Consider the following 23,121-nt stretch of genomic DNA (forward strand, 5'->3'; position numbering starts at 1 on the left):
TCGCTCACCGGGTGCGGCGCGGGACCGTGAGAGCAGCCACCGTGAGCGCAACAAGGCCGAAGATCAGCAGGAGGCCCAGGCGGCGCGCGTAGTCCGTGGAGACATCCGTTGAGACCGCCACCTCGGTGACGGCGTCGACCGCCCAGCTCATGGGCAGGGCGTCGCCGACGACCTCCAGCAGGCGGGGCATGTTCTCGCGCGGCACGAGCAGGCCGCACAGGAAGAGCTGGGGGGCGACGACGACGGGCATGAACTGCACGGCCTGGAACTCGCTGCGGGCGAAGGCGGAGACGAGCAGGCCCAGGGACACGCCCACGAAGCCGTTCATGAGGGCGAGCAGGACCACCCAGGCCCATCCGGCCTCGACGGTGACGCCGAGCGCCCACCCGGCGACGGCGCACAGGACGAGGCTCTGGCCGACGGCCGTGGCACTGAAGGCGGCGGCGTAGCCGAACAGGACGTCGGCGCGGTGGGTGGGCGTCGTCCACAGCCGCTCGAGGGTGCCACTGACGCGCTCGCGCAGCATGGCGACGGAGGTGACGAGGAACATGACGGTCATGGGCAGGATCGCTGTCATGGACACGGCGATGCGGTTGAACAGCAGGTCAGCACCCGGCGAGTCCTGGTAGACGAAGTACAGCAGGGTGAGCAGGACGGAGGGCACGGCCACGATGAGGGCGACGGTGCGCCGGTCGGCGCGCAGCTGGGCGAGGATGCGGGCGGTGGTGGCCAGGTAGGTGCGCAGTGTCATCATCGGGCGTCCTGGGTGGGGTTGGAGGGGGTGGCAGGGTGGTCGGCCGGGCCGGCGGGGCTCGTGCCGGCCGGGGAACCGGGGCGGCCGGCCGGAGAGCCTGGGCTCGTGCCGGCCGGGGAACCGGGGTGACCGGCCTGAGAGCCGGTGACGACGGCGAGGAAGGCGGCGTCAAGGGTGTTTTCGCCGGTGGTATCCAGCAGGTCGTCGGCGGTGGTGGAGGCCAGGAGCCGGCCTTCGCGCATGAGCAGGACCCGGTCGCAGCGGAAGGCCTCGTCCATGACGTGGCTGGAGACGAGCAGCGTGGTGCCGCAGTCGGCCATGGTCCTAAAGGTGGTCCACAGGTCCTCGCGGGTGAGCGGGTCGAGGCCGACGGTGGGCTCGTCCATGACGAGCAGGTCGGGGTCGGCGACGAGTGCGCAGGCCAGGCTCACGCGGTTGGCCTCTCCCCCGGAGTAGGTGGACACGGGCCGGTCCATGATGGAGCTGAGCCCGACGGTGTCGAGGGCCTCCTCGACGTCGCGGGCGCGGGTACCCGCCAGGCGGGCGAAGTAGCGCACGTTCTGCCTGCCGGTGAGGTCGCGGTAGACGGCCAGGCCCTGGGTCATGTAGCCCACGCGCCCGCGCACGGACGGGCGGCCGGGCTCACAGCCGAGGACGGTGACGTGCCCGTGGTAGCGCTGGACGCCGACGAGGGTGCGCATGAGGGTCGTCTTGCCGCTGCCGGAGGGACCGAGCAGGCCGGTGACGGTGCCGGGGTCGAGGGTGAGGTCGAGGCCGTGGAGGATCTCGGTGCCCGAGCGGCTCACGTGCAGGTCGCGGACCTCGACGGCGGGGCGGGATGCGGCCGACGGGAGGCCGGATGCGGCGCCGGGGGCGCCTCCGACGTTTTTCATCATGTGATGAATATAGGAACGGGGCTTTCCCCGGTCAAGAGGAGCAGGCGAGGCGGCCGGCCGGGTCGGGCGGGCCCGCCGGTCGGCTCAGCCGGAATGCGCGAGGCGGCCGGCCGGGTCGGCCAGCCCCGCCGGACGCTCAGGCCTCGGGGCCGAGGTCGCCGGTGAGGTAGCGCTGGACGACCGGTCCGACGGCGCGCACCAGCGCCTCACGGTCGGCGTCGCGCACGGCGGACATCTGCGCGACCCAGCGCACCATGCCCAGGCCGATGACCTGGCTCGCGATGAGCTGGGTGCGCAGCTCGACCCGGTCGGGGGCGACGGCGGCCACAACCGGGGCGATGACCACACCGACGAGCACGTCACGGATGCCGGCGATGACGGACTCGTCGCTCATGGCGGCGCGCACGACAGCGGTGAAGCGCTCGCGCCCCATCCGGTCCCAGGTAGTGAGGAACAGCCGAATGATCATCTCCCCCTGCCGCGACGGTTCGGCCTGGCGCACCTGCTCGATGACGGCGGGGTCGAGGGTGACGTCGATGCTGTCAACGCCGCCGACGACCGCCTGGGAGAAGAGCGCGGCACGGTCGGGGAAGTAGTGGTGGACGAGCGCCGGGTCCACCCCGGCGTCGCGGGCGATCCCGCGCAGGGAGGTGGTGTAGCCGTCGCGGGCGAAGGCCGTGCGCGCGGCGGCGAGGATCGCCTCGCGCGCGTCGGGGCTGCCCGCCGGTCGGCGTCCGCGGGGGGTCATGAGGCGGCTCCGAGGCGGGCGGCGGGGCGGGACACGGCGGGGCGCGAGGAGGCCGGCCCGGGCGAAGCGGGCCGGGACACGGCGGGGCGCGAAGACGCCAGCCGGGGCGCGGCGGGCCGGATACAGGCACGGCGGGCACTGACGATCACACGAACCTCCTGGGATGCCGCCGGCGCCGCTGACGACAGACGGTCGGCGCACCCGGCAGCCAACGGCGCCGAGTGGCTTCAGAAATCGTATCGTCAGACAGGCCCTCGGAGTCCGAACGGGCCCCTCGAGCGATCGTTGGTGAGCAGACGCGCCGGGGCCGTCCCACCGACAGCCTCACCCGCCAGCACCAGTCACCCCAGAGCCACAGGAGCATTGGGTCAGGACCTGGTCGTCTGGCCTGACTCTTGACGCCTCTGGGCCACTGGTGGGCTCGAGGGGCAGCGCCCTGGCGCGAGGAGTATCCCGCCGCCGAGCCCACCCAGGTGGTCGCGATCCCAGTCAGCCCCTCGGCGCGAGCAGTGTCCACGCGGCGGACATGACCGACCCACACACTCAACCTGCCGAAAGGAAACGGCGCGATTCCGCGAATCTAGGCAGGGGTGCCGACGGCGCTCACGGTTCATGTCCGCCGCGTGGACATGGGCGGTGTGCGCGACCGGCGGCTGAGCCCGTCAGGCCAGCGACTGTGCCACGGGCGCGGTGGGCGGGTAGCTGGAGGATGCCACCCCCGACGACCACGCGAACCCCCTGGGATGCGGCCGACGCCGCTGACGACAGACGGTCAGCGCACCTGGCAGCCAGCGGTGCCGGGCGGCTTGAGGGATCACCCGAGAGGCCGTCGTATCAGGCCTGCACGAGGATTCGTCGGCAGACTACGCGACCGCCCTGCATCGGGCTCGCCGATGACTGCTCATGCTGGCGTCGTGGCCGACAACGGTTAGTACCGGGTGAGCCAGGCGCGGGGATCGGCAAGAGGCCGATCCTTCTCAGCAGCTGGGCTTACGGTGTATCCCGCGTCGCGCAGGACGTCGGCAGCAACCTCAGGCAGTGAGGCGACGGCAGCCCGAATCTGGTCGATGCGCCATGCCTGACGTTGCCGGGCCAGGACCACAAGGGCGTCATCGGTGTGGTCCACACCGATGTCGTGGATGAGCATCTCCAAGAAGTCCTCGAGGGTGGGACGCAGTCGCGGACCGCCGACCGGGAAGTGGACATCGGAGAGTTGAGGGGCACGTTCCGCGCTCGCTCGCCGGGCGACTGAACGCCGTCTGCTTCCGACCCCGTTACGGGTCATCGCGAAGGTCCAGTCGTCTCGGTGCGCGTGCACGTGAAGGTGGCCGCACGGCACGTCCGACTCTGGATGACGAAGGTAGTCAATTCGCACCAGCGGTTCTCTCCCCTTAGCGGGCAGCAGTTCGAAGGTCGACGTCTCCACCAGCATGTAGGAGTGCCGTGCAGAAGTCGTGCACTCGTAAGACACCTTGAGCCGGAGGAGCCTTCTACCCTCGACGGTCAGGACAACCGGCTTGTCGTCAGGGGCGGCAATGGTGGCCTTCCAGACACCCTTGTGGATGCTGACCTCAGCGACCCAGTCGGGTGCAGTAGGGCACACCGTGCGCACGGTCGTCGTGGTCTGAGCGGCGAAGTCGTGGGTCTGACGCTCCTGCGCAGAGAGGTCCTCCATCAGTCGGACAGGAGGAAGACCACGGCGTGGTACTCGGAGAACAGGCGAGCCTCCTCGTCGTCGTAGTCCCAGTCCTGCTCGCGCTCGAGTGCGCGCTCGAGGCTGCCGAAGCGGCGCTCCAGCTCGGCGATCACGGTCGCCCTGCGGGTCTCAAGCTCTTCCTCGGTGAAGACGCGGACCAGGTTGCTAGTCGGCATGCTGATCCTCCTTCCGTATGCAGGGTCCACTGTAGTGGCCTGGTCGGACAGGAATCGAGCCCGGCCCCGGGAGAGGTAGCGGGCGCCTCTGCCGTATCAGCGCCCGCGCAGGTCCCGAGCGCACGCGGATCACGCCGGACGCATGAGGCAGACTGGCCCAGAGGGCCGCGCGCAGAGGAGGGGACATGACGACTGTCCGCGTTGACGTCGCGCCCGACCAGCTGCGCTGGGCCGTGCGGCGGGCGCGCTGGGACGAGGAGACCACCCACCGGCGTGCCCCCAAGCTCGACGCGTGGGTCACAGGGACCGCTCGCCCTACCCTCAAGCAGATCGAGAAGTTCGCCGCCGACACCCACACGCCCTTCGGGCTCCTCTTCCTGCCCGAGCCGCCGGTTGAGAACCTCCCCATCCCGGATATGCGGGCCATGCGCGACGCCGGGGTGGACGAGCCCTCGGCGGAGTTGTTGGAGACGATCTACCTCTGCCAGAGGCGCCAGGACCGGTACCGCGACGAGGTCATCAACTCCGGCGCGAGCCCGCTCGGCTTCATCGGCTCCGCAACGCTGTCCACTCCGGTGGAGGAAGCCGCCGCTCGCATTCGTTCCACGCTCCATCTCGACGGGCGATCCATGAACAGCCGGTCCGAGGCGATGACCGACCTCATCGCACGCGCCGAGACCATCGGGCGTCCTCGTCATGGTCAACGGTGTCGTCGACGCCGACACGCACCGCAGGCTCGACCCGGCGGAGTTCCGGGGCTTCGCCCTGGCCGACGACGTCGCACCACTGATCTTCGTCAACGGTGCGGACACGAAGGCTGCTCAGATCTTCACCCTCGTTCACGAGCTCGCGCACCTGTGGCTGGGACGCAGCGCCCTGTCCGACGCCGACACCGACGCCCGGGGTGGCCAGGATGAGGAGCGCTGGTGCAACCAGGTCGCAGCGAAGGCGCTCGTCCCTCTCAACTCCCTCCGGGACGAGTGGGATGGGACCTACGGCGAGGACGAGTTGGATCGGCTTGGGCGCCCGTTTACCCGGGCCGTGGTGTCCTCGGCCTTGGAGGGCCGGACGACGTACCGCGACGCATACAGGCTGCTCGGGACGGCGAAGCACTCGACCTTTGAGGACCTGGCGGAGAAGGTAGGAGTCGCGTGATGTACCTCGTCGACGCCAACATCCTCATCAAGGTGAAGAACCGCTACTACGCCTTCGACATCGCACCCGGCTTCTGGGCCTGGCTCGACCACGCTCACGCGTGCACCGTCGTCGCTCACGAGACGGCAGGGTCCGGCTCACGTAAGCGAGTCAAGATCCCCAATGCCTGTCAGGCTCTCGGCGTCGCATGGGTCAACACCTTCGAGATGCTCCGCCGCACCGGTGTCCGCCTTGCGCTGGGCGGCACGAGCACCTGAGTGAGCCAGAGCAACCGTTGATCTACCGAGAGCTGAGCGCATCGACCCAGGCACCAGGTAGCTCGCGACCCGATAGCAACGCCTGCCATACGAGGACTCTCACAACGACTCGCTTATAGTGCGATGCAGGTCCACTCCCCCACCGCCCCGCTCAGCAACCCCCAACCCAGGCATCATGACCACCCAGACCACCCCGGCACCCACCGACGTCCCTGTTCCCGCCGGAAGCCTCCCGGCCCCGCCAGAACCCGGACAGGTCGTCCAGGTCCGCGGCTCAGTCTGGGCGGTCACCAATGTCGAGGCCCAGGGACTTCTCCGCAGCTCGGCCGACGACGGCACCGCTCGTCTCGAGCATGTCGTCGACCTCCAGTCCCTCGACGAGGACCGCATGGGTGAGGAGCTCACCGTGGTCTGGGAGCTGGAGGTCGGGCAGTCGGTGGTGCCGGACCGCGGCCTGCCTGAGACCATCGACGCGGATGCCTTCGACGGTCCCGACACGCTCGGCGCCTTCGTCGACGCCGTGCGCTGGGGCACCGTCACCTCCGCCGACCCCAAGGCCTTCCAGGCGCCCTTCCGCTCCGGGGCCACCTTGGAGCCCTACCAGCTCGAGCCCCTGCGCCGGGCACTGGCAGCCCCGCGTACGAACCTCCTACTGGCCGACGACGTCGGCCTGGGTAAGACGATCGAGGCGGGCCTGGTGGTCCAGGAACTGCTGCTGCGCCACCGTGCCCGCTCTGTCATCATCGTGTGCCCACCGAGCCTGGCCCTCAAGTGGCGCGACGAGATGCGCGAGAAGTTCGGCCTCGACTTCGTCATCGTGGACTCGGCCCGCATGGCCAGCGACCGGCGCACCTACGGGCTGGCCGCCAACCCACTGCGCCTCCACCCGCGCGTCATCGTCTCCATGGCATGGCTGCCCGGCGTACGCGCCCAGCGACTCCTGCGCGAGGTCCTGGCCGACGCCGCCCGGTCCGGCACGGCCCGCTCCTACGCCTTCGACGTGCTCGTCGTCGACGAGGCGCACCATGTAGCCCCGGCGGCCCCCTCGGCGGTGGGCGGTGGACGCGGCTACGCGGTCGACTCCCAACGCACCCGCGCGCTGCGGCGCCTGGCCGAGAACTGCGAGCACCGCCTCTTCCTGTCGGCCACACCCCACAACGGGTACACCGAGTCCTTCTCCGCCCTGCTGGAAATGATCGACCCGCGTCGCTTTGCCCGCGGCGCCAGCATCGACACCACCGCCCTGGACGAGGTGACGGTGCGCCGCCTGAAGTCGCAGATCAAGGAGAAGGACTTCCGCAACCGCCAGGTCAAGGTCCTGCCCTATGACGCGTCCCCCGATGAGGAGCAGGCCTACGCCACCCTCGACGGCCTCCTGCGGGACTCCGGCCGCTCGCAGGGTCGCCGCCACCTGGACATCGCCGCGCTCCTGCTCAAGAAGCGCTTGCTGTCCAGCCCCTGGGCCTTTGCACAGACCCTGGAGCGCTACCTCGACCAGTCGCTCCCCGGCGGTGGCCTCGACGACTTCGACGACCTGGATGACGACTACTACACGGAGGTCATGGGCTCGGGGCAGTCCGATGAGGAGGAGGGGCTGACCGCCCAGCCGGAGATGGACACGCTCCTAGCCACCCGCGCCTCGGACCCGCTCTCAACTGCGACGCGCGAGCAACTGGAGGAACTGGCCGCGTGGGGCCGGGGCTATCAGTCCCGCCCCGACTCCCGCCTGGAGGCCCTCCTCTCCTTCCTCGACGCCGTGTGCCGGCCCGACGGGAAGACGTGGACGAATGAGCGGGTGGTCATCTTCACTGAGTACACGGATACCCTCGACTGGATCGTCTCTGTGCTGCGCCAGCAGGGTTACGGCGAGCGCCTGGAGGTGATCCGGGGATCGACCTCCGCGGAGGAGCGCGAGGAGGTCAGAGCACGCTTCACCGCGAGCCCCTCCGAGGAGAAGGTGCGCGTCCTCGTGGCCACCGACGCCGCCGGGGAGGGCATCGACCTTCAGGACTACTGCCACCGCCTGGTGAACTTCGACGTCCCCTTCAACCCCTCCCGGCTGGAGCAGCGGGTGGGGCGCATCGACCGCTACGGTCAGCGGGAGGTCCCGGAGATCTACTACCTCACTCCCACGGGCAGAACCGGCCTGTACGCGGGCCACCAGGAGTTCCTGGGGCGGCTTGCGGAGAAGATCGCCACCGAGACCCAGGACCTGGGTGTCGTCAACCCGCTTATCGACGAGGAAGTGACCACCCAGTTCCTCGGGCACGCTCTGCGCAAGGCTCCCGCGGGGGGGGGGGGAGCGACGAGCAGGCCATCGTCCGGGCTCTGGCCGGCTCGGCCACGCTCAACCAGCAGCTGACGGCCCTCGCGGCAGGTTACGAGAACCGTAAGGAGCGGATGCACCTGACGGCCCCAGCGGGCCGACGAGTGGTCGATGAGGCACTGAGTCTCACGCATCAGCCGCACCTGGAGGAGGTCGGCAGCGAGGACACCGACGCACCGGTCTTTGCCGTGCCGCTCCTGGGGCGCTCCTGGCAGGACGCCCTGGTGGGCCTCGATACCCGCTTGGCGCCGGGGCAGCTGCGGCCGATCACCTTCGACGAGGAAGCGGGGCGCGTGCCCGGGATCGTCCACGTCCACCTCGGTCATGCGCTCATGCGCAAGGCGACCCGCACCCTGCGGGCGAACCTCTTCAGCCCGCACTCTCAGATGAGCCGGGTCACGGCGGTGGTGCTACCGGGTCTGGAGCACTCGTGTGCCGCCTCCCTGTCCCGACTGGTCCTCGTGGGCCGCGGGGGCCTGCGGTTGCACGAGGAGGTCTTCGTCACCGGGGTGCGGTTGCGTGGGCACAGGGTCGCCGAGGAAACGCTCTCCCGCGTGCTGGATCGCGCCCTGGACCCGGACGGTTACCGGCTGGCGGGACCGGAGGTGCGCCGCCGCCTGACCGACCTGTGGAACGACGACGGGCACCTGCGCGCCCGACTCGTGGAGGAGACGGAGCGACGGGCGGTAACCCTCCAGAACAGGGTGGCAGCCAACCTTGAGGAGCGTCGGCAGGCGGATAGCCAGCGCGTCCACGACATCTTCGCGGCCTTCCGTGCCAACCTCGCCGACTCCCTGGAGCATCTGCACGCCGAGGAGCGCGAGCAGCAGGGGATGCTCGCTTTGTGGGCGGAGGACCAGCGCCACCAGCGTGCCCGGGACGTGCGCGCCATGGAGGACCGCCTGGTTGACCTCGACGGCGAGGAGGCGCGAGAGGCTGAAGCGATGGCGTTGCGATACCAGGACGTGCGGCCCTACGTCTCACCCGTGGCCCTCGTGCTGGCGATCACCGAGGAGGACGCGACTAAGTGGGAGGCGCAGTCATGAGCCCGAGGCGTGGAGCAGGCCGGAGAACGACGGCGGGGCGAGGTCGTGCCGCGGGTGCGAAGAGCAGCGCCGCTCGTTCGGCGGCCCAGCAGCACCGCGAGTGGCTGGAGCTGGTGGACACCGACGGGCCCTTCCTGTCGGTCCCGGTCATGACAGGGCTGTACCCGCAGGGTATGCCGTTACTGGACCGGGCCCGCCGGGAGGCCCTGCGCGCGGCGAAGCCCTCCTTCGACCGCGCCTGGGACGCCTGGGACAGCCACCGGGACTCGGAGCGGGCTCTGGCCGACTACCGCCGGGCGCGCGAAGCCTGGGTAGAAACGGTCCTCACCGATGTCATCGGCTGGAGTGGGGACTATGCGAGTGCAGCGAAGCGCCCCGCCCTCGGCGAGGTCTATCGGGTGGTCTCCGACGGCTTCCCCTCGGTCACGGTGACACCGAACGGTGCCCTGGCCCACGGGACGAGCATCGGCGCCCTCGTACTCGTCACCGACCCGGTGGACTCTCTGCGGGCTGCGGGTGACGACGGCTGGGCGGCGAGCCCCATTGACCGGATGACGGCCATGCTGCGCAGCCGGGAGTCGGCCTGCACGATCGGCGTGGTGACGGACGGGCGCTGGTGGGCACTGGTCAGCGCCCCGCAGGGCGGCGCGACGGCCTCGGGCGTCGTGGACTGCCAGACCTGGGTGGAGGAGCCGGCCACCCGCGACGCCTTCTGCGAGCTCCTGTCCGTGCGCCGCCTCCTGGGCGGGGAGAGCGAGAACCGGCTGCCCACCCTCTTCGAGGGCTCCGTCCTGGCGGCGGAGGAGGTGACGGAGGCTCTGGGCACGCAGGTGCGCCGGGCGGTCGAGCTCGTGGTGACGGCCCTGTCCGAGGCCGCCCTCAACGCCGAGGCGAGTGACCGGTCGGACCCGCTGCCCGAGGAGGCCCACGAGGTCTACGAAGCCGTCGTCACCGTCATGATGCGCGCCGTCTTCCTGCTCTTCGCCGAGGAGCGCGGGCTCCTGCCCGCGCAGGCCCTCTACACCGGCGGCTACGGCCTGGCGGGCGTCCTGGACGTGCTGGAGGCGCGCGCCCGGGACGAGGGCGAGGAGTCCATGGATGGCACGAGCCTGACCTGGCACCGGCTGCTGGCGACCTCCCGGGCTCTGTACAGCGGCGTCAACACGGAGGACATGCGGATCCCTGCCTATGGTGGCTCGCTTGTCGACCCTGCCCGCTTTCCCTTCCTCACGGCGACGGACGCGAGTGGTGCTCTGCGCCTGGCGGTCTCCGACCGGGTCATGATGCACGTGCTGCGCTCGCTCCAGACGGCCCGGACCGGTAAAGGAGGGGAAGTGCGTCGCCTGTCCTTCCGGGACATTGACGTGGAGCAGATCGGCTACATCTACGAGGGCCTGCTCGGCTACACGTGCACGCGCGCTCGGGAGACGGTGCTGGGGCTCGTTGGCACCGAGGGAGCGGAGCCGGAGGTGCCCCTGAGTCTCCTGGAGGACCTGGCCGAGGAGCACGCTGATGACGCCGACCTCGCCGAGGCCGTCATCGCCTGGCTCAAGGAGCACCAGAGCGCGGCGAAGCCTCCCACGAAGAGCGCCCTGGCCAAGGCCTTCCGCTCCGGGGACACGATGGATCCGGCAGAGGCGGAGCGGGCCCTGCTGGCTGTCACCCGGGACCCGGAGCTGCGCGATGCCCTGCGGCCATGGATCGGTGCGATCCGCCGCGACCTGCGCGGCCGTCCGGTGGTCATTGAGGCCGGTGGCCTGGTGGTGACCGAGACGCCGTCGCGGAGCAACGCCGGTGCCCACTACACGCCTCGCGCCCTCGCCGAGGAGGTCGTGCACTACGCCCTGGAGCCACTGGTCTTCCACCCGGGCCCGCACCAGACGAACGACCGATCGGCGTGGCGGCCGCTGAGCTCGGACCAGATCCTCGGCCTGCACGTGGCGGACATCGCCTGCGGCTCGGGCGCCTTCCTCGTGGCCGCGGCCCGCTTCCTCTCCGACCACCTGGTGGAGGCGTGGACCCGCGAAGGGGTCATCGGAACTTATGCGGGTTCACCCGGCGGGGCCCGCAGCCACGCCCTGCGCCAGGTGGTGGCCCGCTGCCTGTATGGGGTGGATATCAACGAGATGGCCGTGGAGATGTGCAAGCTCTCCCTGTGGCTCGTCTCCCTGGACAAGGACAAGCCCTTCAGCTTTGTGGACGACAAGGTCTTCGTGGGCAACTCGCTGCTGGGGATCACGGACCTGCGCCAGCTGAGGGCCCAGCACATTGACCCGGCTGCCGCCAGTGGCATCAGGCCTTTCGATTTCGGCCACGCAGGCAAGCACACGGAGGACTTGGATGTGGACTCGATCCTGGCGCGGGTCCAGGAGCGGCGCAGCACTCTCGCCTCCGAGGTAGATGATGGAGACCCGGCTCGCTCAACGACGACGAAGCAGCGGCTTCAGCGGGAGAACGAGGAGGACCTGCGCCTCCTGGAGCGTGTGGCCGACGCCGTGGTCGCCGTGGGGCTAAACCCGGCGGTCGGCGCCAAGCCCGGCAAGAAGCTCAACGAGGCCTACGGAGACCTGGCGGTCGCCCTCGGCCGCGCCTTCCCGCCTGAGGGTGAGGAAGACGTGACCATGCTGGAGGCGATCCTCGAGCGCGGTCTCATCCCGACGGTGGAGACGGACTACAAGCGCTGGCACTGCCTGCACTGGCCGCTCGCCGTCCCCGAGGTCATGGAGCGCGGCGGATTCGATGCGATCGTGGGGAACCCGCCGTTCCTCGGTGGGCAGAAGCTCACCGGGTCCATGGGTGAGAACATCCGCGACTGGTTCGTCCACGTCCTGGCCTCTGGACAGCGGGGGAGTGCGGACCTCGTCGCCTACTTCTTCCTCCGTACTCTCAGTCTGCTGCGGCGTCACGGAACACTCGGGCTCATCGCGACTAACACCCTCGCCCAGGGAGACACTCGCGAAGTTGGGCTCGACCGCATGGTCGAGGGAGGCTTCACCATCACCCGCGCCATCCAATCCCGCGCCTGGCCGGCCAAGAGCGCCAACCTCGAATACGCCGCCGTCTGGGGCACCCGGGGTCACGTCCTGGACAATGTGCCACGCGTGTGCGACGACGCGCCCGTCGCCCGCATCAGCACCCTCCTGGAACCAGAGGGGCGCGTGACTGGCAGGCCCGAGCGACTGGCGGAAAACGCCGACATCGCCTTCCAAGGCTGCATCGTCCTCGGCAAGGGCTTCATCCTGGAACCGACAGAAGCGCAGGCCTGGATCGAGCAGTACCCGCGCAATGCCGAGGTGCTCTTTCCCTACCTCAACGGCGAGGACCTCAATTCCCGCCCCGACTGCTCGGCCTCCCGGTGGGTCATTGACTTCAATGATTGGCCGGAGGAACGGTCTTCAACGTATGAAGAACCTTATCGGCGACTACTCAGCGAGGTGAAGCCTGAACGTCAGCGCCTCAAGGAGGACGGGTCTTACGCGCTCCGCAGGCCACTGCCTCAGCGGTGGTGGCAGTACGGAGAGAAGCGACCTGCCATGCGGCGGGCGATTGCGGACCTCGACGAGGTGCTGGCTATCGCCCTGGTGAGCAAGGCGGTCATGCCCATGCGCGTACCGACCGGACAGGTATTCAGCCACGCGCTTGGCGTCTTCGCGACGGACTCCTACGGCGAGCAGGCGGCGCTGTCCTCCTCTCTGCATCAGGCCTGGGCGATCAGGAACGGCTCGGGAATGCGGGGCGATCCTCGCTACACGCCGTCGGACGTCTTCGAGACCTTCCCTCGCCCCGAGCCCACCGAGGCCTTGGAGACGGTCGGCCGCGCCTTGGATACGGAGCGCCGGGAGATCATGCTGTGCCGGGACCTCGGCCTCACGAGGCTCTACAACCTCGTCAACGACCCGAGCATCGCACCCGGTGTGGACCTGGATGTCGACCGCCTGCGGGATACTCACCGCGAGCTGGACGAGGCCGTGGCCGCCGCCTACGGCTGGGAGGACATCCCCTTGGGCCACGGCTTCCACACCTACCGGAAGATGACCCGCTGGACCATCTCCCCAGCCGCCCGCGTCGAGCTCCTCGACCGGCTCCTAGAGGAGAACCACCGCCGCGCCGCCACCCAGGCACCCGCGCAGCCCGCGACGAAGCAGCGTCGGAAGCACAGCCCCGCCCCCGTCCAGGAAGAGACCCTCGATGTCTAACACCCCACTCCGTCCGCCCACCGGCCCCGGCGCCGCTAGCACGCCTCCTCACGATGGCACTGCTTATGTCTTCGACGAGGAGCCCTCCACCGCCTCCGCCTCGGCCAGAGACGGGCTCCTGGAGGTCCTGCGCCGCGAGGTCCTTGGCCCCGCCGAGGGCGACCGGGAGGTTCTCTCGACCCAGCCCAGTCAGCGCTACCTCCTCGGGCGTATCGCGCCCACCCGCCTGCGCGGCGCTGGTGAGAGTCCGAACGCCGATGCTTCAGGTGACAGCTCCGAGGGCATTGACCCGCTGGACGCGGCGGCCTCCACCGGTGTCCCCGTCACCGGCTCCGAGGAGGACACGCTCGATGCCACCGCCGAGGAGGACCGGGGCGAGGACACTGATGATGAGCCCGTCCGTCGTGGGCTCATGATCCCCGCCTCCATGGGCCTGCGCTTCCAGGTCCCCGCCGACTTCGACGCCCTCAACGTCCACGTCAGCTGGGGCACCTACGAACCCACCTCCGCGGCAACCGACGCAGGCCAGGACGCTGCCGGTGCGGGCACCCGCTACCGGCGCATCCCCCACGAGCACAGCATCCACCTCGAACCCGCTGCCCTCACTCCGGGCCGAACCGAGGACCGGCTCCTCGAAGGGGACGTCACCCTCCGCATTGACTCCTACCTTGATGAGTCCGCCGACCGGTACCTCATTGAGCTTGCCCTGTGCAACGACCGCACCACGCCCCGGCGCATCCCCACCGAGGCCTGGATGTTCCAGACCCACATCGACGTGGACGCGGACGGTCGCGCCGTTTTCCTCCCCGTCCACGACCCGATGCTCCCTCCCGCCCCGGGCTCCGGGCCACGGCCGCAGCCCGGCAGCGAGGAAGCCCGCCTGGACCTCCAGTACCGGGACCGGCTTGAGTTCGCCGTCGGCCGCACCTGCTCTGCCGACTGGTGCCTGCCGCGCACGTGCCCCGGCGAGGAGGCGCCCCGCCGCGCCATCCAGGTCCGCACCACCTGGATCCCCACGGTCGAGACGCCCCAGACCACCGCCGCGGACGTCCCCGGTGCACTCCTCGACATGCGTGCCCTCGCCGCCGCTTCCGCCGCCCCGAACAGCCCTGCTGCTTTGCGCGACGCCTTAGAGCCCATGGTCAGCGCCTACCGCACCTGGCTGGATAAGCAGGCGAGAGCGGCCGCGAATCTGCCCGAGCACCTGCGGGTAACGGCCGAGGAGGCTCTTGCCGAGGCCCGCCAGGTCCTCGACCAGCTCGCCGAGGGCATCGAGCACCTCACCGCTGACACCTCGGAAGGCGCGGAGGTCCGCCGCTGCTTCGCCTTCATGAACCGGGTCATGGCCGACCAGCGTGTCCACTCCCAGATCGCCGTCCTCCGGGCAGCAGATCGGCGCCTGAGCCTCGATGAGGCCGAGGCGCGCGTCCTCGCGGGCGGCTACCCACACCACTGGCGCGTCTTCCAGCTCGCCTTCATCCTCATGCAGCTGCCCGCCCTCGCCGACCCAGCGGCCGAGCGGCGCGCCGGGGACCTCGCCACCGTCGAACTCCTCTTCTTCCCCACCGGTGGCGGCAAGACCGAGGCCTACCTGGGGCTGGCCGCCTACGCCTTCGCCATCCGCCGCCGCCAGGGACTCCTTGAGACCCCGGACGGGCCGATCGACGGGCGCGCCGGCGTCACCGTCCTCATGCGCTACACGCTGCGCCTGCTCACCTCCCAGCAGTTCCAGCGCGCCACCACCCTCGTGTGCGCCGCCGAGCTAGCCCGCCGCGAGGACCCCGCCACCTGGGGCAGTGAGCCCTTCCGCATCGGCCTGTGGGTCGGCACGAGCGTCTCCCCCAAACGCGTGAGCGAGGCCGCCGAGGAGCTCCAGCGCCTGCGCGACCGCCCCGGCAGCGGTGCCGGACGCCGCTTCTCCGCCCTCCAACTCGGTCACTGCCCCTGGTGCGGCCTGCCCCTGACCCCAAACGACGTGACCGTGGGCGACGCGGCCGGGATGGCCGAGCGCGTCGTCGTGCGCTGCCCCGACCCTTATGGCGAGTGCCCCTTCTCCGCCGAGGACCACAACGTCCCCGACGGCCTGCCCGTGCTGACAACGGACGAGGAGATCTACCGGCTGGTCCCCGCCTTCGTCATCGCCACCGTGGACAAGCTCGCCCGGCTCGCCCGCGAGGGGCACGCCGCCACGCTCTTCGGGCACGTCGCCCGCCGCTGTGAGCGCCACGGCTACGTCCCTCGCCTCGACCACCGGGGAAAGTCGGACTACGCGGGCTGCGCTCTGGCGGACAACGGACGGCACCAGGCCAAAGGAAGCCTTCCCGCCGCCACCGTCCGGCCCGCCGTGAGGCTCCGGCCGCCGGACCTCATCATCCAGGACGAGCTCCACCTCATCACCGGGGCGCTGGGCACCACCGTCGGCCTGTTCGAGACCGCCGTCGAAACCATGTGCGCCTGGACCGCCCCTGACGGGCGCCCCGCCGCCCCACTGCTCGTCGCCTCCTCGGCTACCGTCCGTAAGGCCGCCGACCAGGTCCGGCTCCTCTACGGCCGTGACCTCACCATCTTCCCACCTCAGGTGCTCGACGCCTCGGACACGTTCTTCTCCCGAGTCACTCCTGTGGACGAGGAGCACCCGGGGCGCCTGTACGTGGGCCTGTCCACCACCGGAGTGCGCCTGACCGCCGCCGAGATCCAGGTGACCCAGGTGCTCATGGCCGGCGCCCAGCTGCTCCTCGACCGCGTCGGGAAGGCGGCCGATCCCTACATGACGCTCGTCGGCTACTTCTCCGCCACCCGTGAGCTCGCCGGCATGGCCCGCTACGTCCAGGACGACATCCAGACCGGCCTGGCCAAGCCCGGCCGAGACTCGCGCCTGCCGCGCCGCCGGGGCACGGACTTCGGCGCCCTGCACCTGGGCGAGCTCACCTCCCGGATCTCCTCGGCCGACATCACCGCGACCCTCGACCGCATGGGACTCACCTTCGATCCCGATGTCGACTCCACGGCCGCGAAGGACGCGGCCATGGCGGCGACCCTTGCTGGCAAGAGCGTCCCACGCCGGCAGGCGGCGGCCAACCCCTACGACGTGGTCCTGGCGACCTCCATGCTCCAGGTGGGGGTGGATGTGTCCCGGCTCGGCCTCATGCTCGTCGTCGGGCAGCCCAAGAACACCGCCGAGTACATCCAGGCGACTTCCCGAGTCGGCCGCGACGCGAGCCGCCCCGGGCTCGTCGTCACGCTGGGCAACTGGGCGCGCCCGAGGGACCTTGCCCACTATGAGCAGTTCCGGCACTTCCACGAGACCTTCTACGCCCGCGTCGAGCCGCTGTCCGTCACGCCGTTCTCAGTGACCGCCGTGGACCGTGGCCTCGACGGGGCGCTCGTCGCCGCCGCCCGCGTCACCCAGGCCGCCACTTCCGGGGGAGTCAACCCCGAGCACGACGCCGGGAACATCGCGGGCCAACGGGAAAGGCTCGACGGTCTCGCGGACACCCTCCGCAACCGGGTGCGGTCCGCAGGAGGTGAGGAGGCCGCCCGCTACACGACTGATCGCCTGCGGTCTCGACTCAGCGAATGGGCGCGCCGCGGGACCGACGTCATGAAACGGGGCGGCGAGCTCGTCTACGAGCGCGGCGCGGATGACGCTCGTTTCTTCGCGCTCCTACACTCGGCGGAATCCGGTGGCGGTCACGCCCCACAGCGAGACGAGGCGCCCCTCGCCGTCGCCGGCTCGATGCGGGAGGTGCAGCCGGAGATCAATCTGCTCGTCTCCCCCGATCCCAGCCGTCTCATGGATCGCTCCGTGGAGGACGGACCGGCTTGGCAGAGGCAGGAACCCGCGAGTAGTGATGACGCCGAGCAGGAGGAGGAGCAGTGAAGCAGGGCACCGCGCAGGGGAACGAGCCTGACGCCACCGTGATCGAGGACGAGCCCACCGCCGTCGACCCGCTGGGTGACGGTGACCGGCTCGCAGCCGATCAGGCGAAGAAGAACTACGCGAAGGTCGGCTCCGCACGGCCCACGACTCTGCTGTATACCTACGGGCCCGGTGCGGTCATCGACCTGCCGCACTTCACGATCATGCCCGTCGGCCTGGATGACTGGGAGCGCATCTGGCGGCGCCGGGACTCCGCCCCCGTCACCGTCCACGCGCCCCGCCTCCTGGAGACCGTTCAGCTCATGCTCGGCCACCAGGTCGGTGAGCTGCGGCGCTTCCCCTGGCAGCCCACCCGGCCAGGACGGCGCCGCGAGGGCGATGACCTGGGCGTGCCCGCAAGGATCTTCCCCCAGTGGCTGCGTTGCACCGGCTGCGACCTGCTCGCGCCGGTCAGCCGCTTCGTCGCCGGGTACTCCAATACCCACCCCTACCGCCCGGACCAGGCTGTCTTCGAGCACCTCGACTGCCCCGGGCGCGGTCGGCGTCGATCCGGCTCGCGCCCCACGGGATCGGCGGGGCGGAAACAGGGGAAGCGCCGGTCTCCGTGCGTGCCCGCGCGCTATCTGCTGGCCTGCCCCACCGGACACCTCGACGAGTTCCCCTACGACTGGTGGGTGCATGAGGGGGCGCACTGCACCAAGGCCCCCAATCCCGAGCTGGAGATGCGCGACACTTCCCAGCGCGGAGCCACCGCCATCATCAGCTGCCGGGCCTGCGGGGCCAGCCGCCCCATGTCCCAGGCCCAGGGCGAGGAGGGGCGCAGCCGACTGCCGCGCTGCCGCGGACGCCACCCGCACCTGGGTATCTTCGATCCCCAGGGGTGCCAGGCCGAGCCCAGGGTCATGCTCGTGGGCGCCTCCAACCTCTGGTTCGCCACCACGCAGTCCATCATCGACATGCCGAGACTCGACCCCGCCGAGGTTGAGCGGGACCGGGTGGCGGCGCTCGGCAGGGCACTCGGGGAGGACCGTGAGACCGTCGGGGAGGATGTGCCCATGGCCCGGATGCTTCTCAAGCGCGGTGACGCCGAGGCCGTGGGACTGCTTGGTCTCAGCAACGCCGAGCTCATCGGCCTGCTGAGGAAGCTCGCGGCTCCGGCTGAGAGCGAGGAGGCCCGGCTGCGCCGCCGTGAGGAGTGGAACCCGGTGGACCTCCTCGTCCCTGAGTGGAACTACCTCCAGCAGGAGCCTTCGGGTGAACGGCACGAGGACCCCGCCAGCGGGCTTGTGGTCTCACCCCGCCGACTTGGGGAGATGCCGAGCGGGGTCGACCGGGTCCTCGCCGTCGACCGGCTGAGGAAGGTCAACGCCGTCCTCGGCTTTACCCGCATTGACGACTTCGACCGCATCGATGACACCGGGGCGCGGCTCGTGCCTCTTGCCCGGGGTGGCTGCCCGACCTGGGTGCCCGCCACGGAGGACCGTGGTGAGGGGATCTTCCTCCAACTCGATGAGCAGGCAGTTGCTGCCTGGGAGGCGCGGGTGCTCGTCAGCCCGCTGTGGGCGGCGCATCGGGAGGCGCACCGGCGGAACGTGGAGCGGCGCTTCTCGGAGACCGCCAAGGAGGTCAATCCTGATGAGCGTTTCGTCCCGCCGCGCTACTGGCTGGTACACACGCTCGCTCATGCGCTGATTCGCGAGATGGCGATGTCCTCGGGCTACGGCGCCGCTTCGATCTCCGAACGCATCTACGCCTGGGTGGCGAGTAAGTCGCGGCCCGCAGCGGCCGGGATGCTGCTGACCACGACGGCCTCCGACTCCGACGGGACGCTCGGCGGCCTTGTGGCACTTTCGGCACCCGACCGTCTTGCCCAGGTGGTCGATGCCGCGCTCACAAGGATGATGCGCTGCTCATCGGACCCGGTGTGTACCAGGCGCGTGCCGCAGGATCCCGAGGACTTCCTTCACGGTGCCGCCTGCCACTGCTGCACGATGGTCTCGGAGACGTCCTGCGAGCGAGCGAACCGATTCCTCGACCGCCGCCTCGTCGTGCCACTGACCGGGGGCTACACGGTAGACGGCAGAACGGTGACCTCTGCGGATCTGGCGTTCTTCCGCGATGTCCGGCTCGGGTAAGACAGGGCTGTCGCATGTCATCGGCTGATCGCGAACCCCTGCGGATGCTCGGCGCCCTTCTCACCGGCACCGAGGCGGAGGGGATCGCTACGCGTCTGGCTGCCGGTGCGACGCTCAGCCAGGCACTCGTCGTCGTTCCCGCTGAGCACCGCGTTCGGGCCCGGGAGCTGTTCGAGACGGCCGAGCTCGGGCCCCGGGCGCGGGAGCGCAGCATTGCGGTCCTGTCTGCCATTGCCGGGGCAGCGAGCAGGATGCGCGTGGCCGAACCCGTATGGACGGCGCCTGCGGGTCTGTTGGGCGCGGGCGCCCTCACGGGAGACGTCTTCGGCATGGTGAGCAATGCGATGACGTCGGTCGTCTGCGCCACCTACAACCTGCAGCCCTCCTCCGCGTTGTGGACAGCGCTCACGGTGCTGGTGCGGGAGCGGCCGGGCGTGGCGGTGCGGTTGTATGTCGATGCGCAGGCGGCTGATGGGTGGTTCGCGAGGACGGATGGCCGATCTGCCCGGCGTCATGGTGGCGGGGCTGGTTTGAAGGGCGGATCACGAGGTGCGCAGAGACTCAGTACTGACGAGATGGCGCAACTGCTTCCGGGCGCCGCCGTGCTGCGAACACGGGTGCCGGGCGACGGCGAGCGGCCGGTGACGAGTCATGCGAAGTTTCTCAGTGTGGACCACCGGTTCCTGCTGGTGGGTAGCGCGAACTTCTCCTACAGCGCCGAGGAGCGGAACGTCGAGCTCGGCCTGCGCGTGGATGACTCTGCCCTGGCAGCGAGCGTCGAGAAGCAGATGTGGGACCTGGAGGCCAGTGTGTATGAGCGGGCGGCTCCTTGAGGCTTCCCACGGTAGACAGCGATCCCGGTCAGTACAGCTAGCAGCTCCACGGCCGCTTGGATCCGACGCCGCGCTTGTTCGTCCAGCCTGCGCAGCTGACGTACCGCCGCAGGGCTGAGCCCGATCCGGTAGGTCATGCGAGCCCGAGCTCCACCTTGACCTCATCCCATGGAACAGTTCCATTCTCAGTGATCGCGGTGCGAGCGGCCTCCGCGGCCTCGATGTCCGCGAGGTCCTCCGCCGCCTCCATCAGAAGTTCAAGGTCCTCCGCGTCGATGACCGCAGCAACCATGAGCGCGACGTTCTCGAAGCGGCTGGAGGCCAGCCCCGGTGAGTACAGGACGACCGGGAACCCGTCCCCGTCGTGGGCCGCGGGTGCAGCGTCGCGCACCGCGCGGGTCTCGATCCGCTGGAGGTGGCCCAGGGGCGCGCCCAGCACGCCGGCCACCGGCCTGAGGGAGGACACAGCGGCCGCCACCAGGCCGGCGACGGACTGGGCGACTCGTCGCCGAGGACCTCGGTGTCGGCGTCGTGAGCGGGCGCGGGGTCGGCGGGGTACCAGACGGTGGCGACCACCTCCCGCACGTCGTCGTCGGCACTGGTGGCCCACTCCTCACGCTGCATGTCGGTCAGGTGCAGATCGGTGCGTCCAACGGCGTAGGGGCCCGCGGGGCGGGAAGCCCGAAGACGGGCAGGAGCGTGGCGCCCAGGGACGCTGCGGCCAGCGCGACGAGCCCGAGCAGCGCGGTGACGACGCGGCCGAGCGCTCGCAGCCGCGGGTGCCGGCGCGCCGTGGACGGGGCCAGGATCCCGCTGGCCCTGCGGGCGCGCCGAGCGAGCATGAGGACAAGGCCGACGCACATCGTGTAGGCCGGGAGCATGACGGTGCGGTAGCCGTCGACGAGAAGGTGGAGGACGAGGGGCGTCAGCAGTGCGACGGCCATCGCCGTCTCGGGGACGGGCCACCGGGCGGAGTCCGGCCACCACCGTCCGCGGCGGGGCCGTCGGACGGCGGCGAGGACCAAGACGAGTCCGGTGACGGCGACGACCGCGACCTCCAGCACCTGCACGTGTTGCTCATCCCGGCCCTGTCAGGCGCCCGTCGGGAGCAGCACGGCACAAGCCGGCTGCGACCGGCTCAGGAGCGGGTCGTGCTCGCGCTCGTCGTCGGGCAGGTTCATCGCGGTGCGCAGCAGGCACAACGTCCGGTCGACGGCGCTGGCGTGAGCCGTGCCCTCCTCGATGCCTGTGAGGTCGACGGTGACGACACGCTCGCGGGTGACGATCTCCACGCATCGCTTGGCGTCCTTGGGTCCGGGGCCGACGACGTGACGCAGGTCCTCAAGGGGTGTGAGAGCGTCCCCAAGAGGATCGCGAGCGTCGGACTGTGCAGTGAGCAGGTCACGAAGCGTGACATGCCCCCAGCGGCTCGTGGTGACGACAAGGTCGTGCGCACTCTGGTCGGTCTCCACCAGGGCGAGGACACTCTCACCCGCCGACAGCAGCCACCGCAGCGCCTGACGCACGCTGTGCGAATGGTCGGCCTCGTCGTCCGTCCTCCCAGGGTCCAGCACGTGGGGCTCCGGCACCGTGGGAGCTGCGAGGCGCGGGTCTTCGAAGGAGTCGATGGCCTTGTTGTCGATCATATTGACGGCGTCACCAAGCGTCGGGGCGTCAGAGGCCCCTCCGAAGGGCAGCATCTGGGCGCCCGCGCCGACGACGGTGTGACGCTAAACTAGCGTTCACGGCCGTTCCGACCCCGTCCGTTAGCCTCCGCCAGTCCTGTCAGCACCACCTGACTGTCCGCGCACACTTACAGCCCATTGCAGGCAACGCGCCTTGACAGCCTCCAACTGCTCCGCACCGATTCCATAACGCTCGACATCCAGAAGCGTCACCTGGCGTACTGCCTCCAGCTGGTGGGCGAACATAGCCATCTCGAATCCGTCATCACGTGCAGCAGCAACAGTCAGCAACTGCTCGTCAGTGAAACGGCCCCACTGACGGATGGCATCGACATCGAGATAGTCACGAGGTTCTCCCCGCGAGTAGACCGCAGAGATCTTGTTCCCCACCGCGTCCTCGACGCTGAGAACTGGACCGATATCAAGCCACACTGGATCGTTCGCACGCCAGTCCACCCCCATATCAACATCGAGTTGGAGTTCGCCACCGGCGCGTACCTCCAAGCGTGCAAAATACTCGACCCGACGAACCTCCTCAACCTCGTAGCCGTTCTCGCGCAGGTCCCGTACCACCCGATCGATAGCTCTCGCGAACTCGTCAGCGTCCTGCATCGTAGTGAACAGATCGACATCCTCCGTTGGCCGATCGATGACGCCGTGCTCACGGATAGCACCGGACCCAGCCAAGGCGAAGCCGGCCTGCGCAATTCCAGCCAGGGCAATACGGGTCACTTCCCGCTGCGTGTGGTTTTTCTCGCTCATGCGCTCGCCCCAGCACGTAGCTCAGGAAATCGCTCCTCCCACAGCCGCCGCACCCGGTGCGGCAGCAACAGTTCCGGCCACACCTCCACAAGCCGATCCCAATTGACAACGGCCGTCTGATCCTCGACAGTACCCTCAGCCAACACCGCCCGATAGGCCAACCCGACGCCTCCCTCCGCATCAAGATCAATGCGTCCATTCCCCGGCGCCCACAGCACCCTGTGCGGCAGGTGGACAACACCAGACGCCGGTCCTTTCAAGTCATCCGATTTCTCCGGGACCTCGTAAGGCTTCACGTCAGAGAAGAACATCCGCCGCTGCGGCGCCGTCGGCACAGAGCGGTGGCGGCGCTTCGCAGCGTTGATCGCGCCGCGGTCCTCACCCTCGCGATTCCCTGCCACAGCGAGCCCCTCCCCACATTCTCAGACCATTCTATTGACCTATCCAAGGATGATCGTGCTGGTCAGACTCGACCAGACCGGCCTCGCACACAACCATCACGACCTCACTGCGCCCTAGCACACAGCACCACTGCCCCAGCCTATCTCTTGCCTCCAGGCTCAGCCCAGACATGCT

Annotated in this window: 18 protein-coding genes; 8 read left to right on the forward strand and 10 right to left on the reverse strand. The window is 69.7% G+C overall.

The window, feature by feature from the left end; all coding sequences use genetic code 11:
- Nucleotides 1–4: 4 nt before the first annotated feature.
- From ID810_RS07190 to ID810_RS07215, 5 genes are all read right to left on the reverse strand, one after another.
- Nucleotides 5–751, reverse strand: coding sequence for an ABC transporter permease (locus tag ID810_RS07190; RefSeq protein ID WP_166855076.1), 747 nt, complete (start codon nucleotides 749–751; stop codon nucleotides 5–7).
- Nucleotides 751–1,650: an ABC transporter ATP-binding protein gene (locus ID810_RS07195; protein ID WP_166854821.1), complete on the reverse strand. Its 900-nt coding sequence runs from the start codon at nucleotides 1,648–1,650 to the stop codon at nucleotides 751–753. The genes ID810_RS07190 and ID810_RS07195 overlap by 1 nt, the downstream gene beginning before the upstream one ends.
- 136 nt (nucleotides 1,651–1,786) lie before the next feature.
- A complete protein-coding gene (locus ID810_RS07200; protein ID WP_166854820.1) occupies nucleotides 1,787–2,398 on the reverse strand; it encodes a TetR/AcrR family transcriptional regulator in 612 nt (203 codons plus the stop codon).
- A 928-nt stretch (nucleotides 2,399–3,326) separates the two neighbouring features.
- Complete coding sequence (locus tag ID810_RS07210; RefSeq protein ID WP_166854819.1) at nucleotides 3,327–4,073, reverse strand: hypothetical protein; 747 nt, start codon at nucleotides 4,071–4,073, stop codon at nucleotides 3,327–3,329.
- On the reverse strand, nucleotides 4,073–4,270 hold the full coding sequence (locus tag ID810_RS07215) for a hypothetical protein (RefSeq protein ID WP_166854818.1): 198 nt from the start codon (nucleotides 4,268–4,270) through the stop codon (nucleotides 4,073–4,075). The genes ID810_RS07210 and ID810_RS07215 overlap by 1 nt, the downstream gene beginning before the upstream one ends.
- A 696-nt stretch (nucleotides 4,271–4,966) precedes the next feature.
- On the opposite strand from ID810_RS07215, the gene ID810_RS12465 reads away from it, so the two are divergent.
- The 8 genes from ID810_RS12465 to ID810_RS07250 all read left to right on the forward strand — a co-directional run bounded on the left by ID810_RS12465 (nucleotide 4,967) and on the right by ID810_RS07250 (nucleotide 20,098).
- Nucleotides 4,967–5,425: an ImmA/IrrE family metallo-endopeptidase gene (locus ID810_RS12465; RefSeq protein ID WP_243856452.1), complete on the forward strand. Its 459-nt coding sequence runs from the start codon at nucleotides 4,967–4,969 to the stop codon at nucleotides 5,423–5,425.
- On the forward strand, nucleotides 5,425–5,682 hold the full coding sequence (locus ID810_RS07225) for a DUF4411 family protein (RefSeq protein WP_166855075.1): 258 nt from the start codon (nucleotides 5,425–5,427) through the stop codon (nucleotides 5,680–5,682). Before ID810_RS12465 ends, ID810_RS07225 begins: the two co-directional genes overlap by 1 nt.
- A 175-nt stretch (nucleotides 5,683–5,857) precedes the next feature.
- Nucleotides 5,858–8,044 (forward strand): DISARM system SNF2-like helicase DrmD, encoded by a 2,187-nt coding sequence (drmD, locus tag ID810_RS07230; protein WP_196781481.1) that lies wholly within the window; start codon nucleotides 5,858–5,860, stop codon nucleotides 8,042–8,044.
- Nucleotides 8,045–8,082: 38 nt separating this feature from the next.
- A complete protein-coding gene (locus tag ID810_RS12245) occupies nucleotides 8,083–9,054 on the forward strand; it encodes a hypothetical protein (protein ID WP_196781482.1) in 972 nt (323 codons plus the stop codon).
- Nucleotides 9,055–9,227: 173 nt separating this feature from the next.
- Complete coding sequence (locus ID810_RS07235) at nucleotides 9,228–13,250, forward strand: Eco57I restriction-modification methylase domain-containing protein (RefSeq protein ID WP_243856451.1); 4,023 nt, start codon at nucleotides 9,228–9,230, stop codon at nucleotides 13,248–13,250.
- Nucleotides 13,243–17,130: a DISARM system helicase DrmA gene (gene drmA / locus ID810_RS07240; RefSeq protein WP_166854816.1), complete on the forward strand. Its 3,888-nt coding sequence runs from the start codon at nucleotides 13,243–13,245 to the stop codon at nucleotides 17,128–17,130. The genes ID810_RS07235 and drmA overlap by 8 nt, the downstream gene beginning before the upstream one ends.
- Nucleotides 17,127–19,265: a DUF1998 domain-containing protein gene (drmB, locus tag ID810_RS07245; protein ID WP_196781483.1), complete on the forward strand. Its 2,139-nt coding sequence runs from the start codon at nucleotides 17,127–17,129 to the stop codon at nucleotides 19,263–19,265. The genes drmA and drmB overlap by 4 nt, the downstream gene beginning before the upstream one ends.
- 14 nt (nucleotides 19,266–19,279) lie before the next feature.
- Nucleotides 19,280–20,098, forward strand: a complete 819-nt coding sequence (locus ID810_RS07250) for a phospholipase D-like domain-containing protein (RefSeq protein ID WP_166854815.1) — start codon at nucleotides 19,280–19,282, stop codon at nucleotides 20,096–20,098.
- A 133-nt stretch (nucleotides 20,099–20,231) separates the two neighbouring features.
- Here the strand turns inward: ID810_RS07250 and ID810_RS12470 are convergent, their stop codons facing one another.
- The 5 genes from ID810_RS12470 to ID810_RS07275 form a co-directional block, all read right to left on the reverse strand.
- A complete protein-coding gene (locus tag ID810_RS12470; RefSeq protein WP_243856449.1) occupies nucleotides 20,232–20,564 on the reverse strand; it encodes a hypothetical protein in 333 nt (110 codons plus the stop codon).
- A gap of 163 nt (nucleotides 20,565–20,727) precedes the next feature.
- A complete protein-coding gene (locus tag ID810_RS07260; protein WP_166854814.1) occupies nucleotides 20,728–21,168 on the reverse strand; it encodes a hypothetical protein in 441 nt (146 codons plus the stop codon).
- 21 nt (nucleotides 21,169–21,189) lie between these two features.
- Nucleotides 21,190–21,798, reverse strand: a complete 609-nt coding sequence (locus ID810_RS07265) for a hypothetical protein (RefSeq protein WP_166854813.1) — start codon at nucleotides 21,796–21,798, stop codon at nucleotides 21,190–21,192.
- Between the two features lie 66 nt (nucleotides 21,799–21,864).
- Nucleotides 21,865–22,545 (reverse strand): nucleotidyl transferase AbiEii/AbiGii toxin family protein, encoded by a 681-nt coding sequence (locus ID810_RS07270; protein ID WP_166854812.1) that lies wholly within the window; start codon nucleotides 22,543–22,545, stop codon nucleotides 21,865–21,867.
- Nucleotides 22,542–22,946, reverse strand: coding sequence for a transcriptional regulator (locus ID810_RS07275; RefSeq protein WP_196781484.1), 405 nt, complete (start codon nucleotides 22,944–22,946; stop codon nucleotides 22,542–22,544). The genes ID810_RS07270 and ID810_RS07275 overlap by 4 nt, the downstream gene beginning before the upstream one ends.
- Between the last annotated feature and the right edge of the window lie 175 nt (nucleotides 22,947–23,121).

Origin of the sequence: Actinomyces respiraculi, from assembly GCF_014595995.2 — a bacterium.
In the GTDB taxonomy this organism is placed as follows: domain Bacteria; phylum Actinomycetota; class Actinomycetes; order Actinomycetales; family Actinomycetaceae; genus Actinomyces; species Actinomyces respiraculi.